The 372-nt window shown below is 52.7% G+C and carries 1 protein-coding gene; it reads right to left on the minus strand.

Annotated elements, in window-relative coordinates; genetic code table 11:
- Positions 1 to 372 (minus strand): CLIPPER-2 domain-containing protein (locus FLP08_RS16130; protein WP_156278177.1); only part of this gene is annotated, 372 nt, incomplete at both ends.

Genomic DNA, 372 nt, shown 5'->3' on the forward strand with positions numbered 1-372 from the left:
CTCTGGATCGGTCAGCTCATCGGCATCAGCCGTAGCAATATTGTCTACCTGTCCGCTATCTACATCCGGCTGGGTCAGGGTATAGGTTGCGGAGAAGCTGGTGTTATCAGAAGCACCCGGCGCCAGGTTGATCGGTCCGCCGTTTACACTTACCATCGGATCGGTCACGGTGATATTGTTCAGGGTGACATTCCCGGTATTGGTCAGGCTAAAGGTATAGGAGATGGTCTCTCCAGCCTCGGCATAGCCGTTTCCATTTTCATCGTTAAAGCTACCTGCTTTAGCTATTGTCATGGCTGGGTTCTGCGTCAGTGGCGTAGTCTCATTGTTACTATCCTCTGGATCGGTCAGCTCATCGGCATCAGCCGTAGC

This window comes from Christiangramia aestuarii, from assembly GCF_009735585.1.
In the GTDB taxonomy this organism is placed as follows: Bacteria; Bacteroidota; Bacteroidia; order Flavobacteriales; family Flavobacteriaceae; genus Christiangramia; species Christiangramia aestuarii.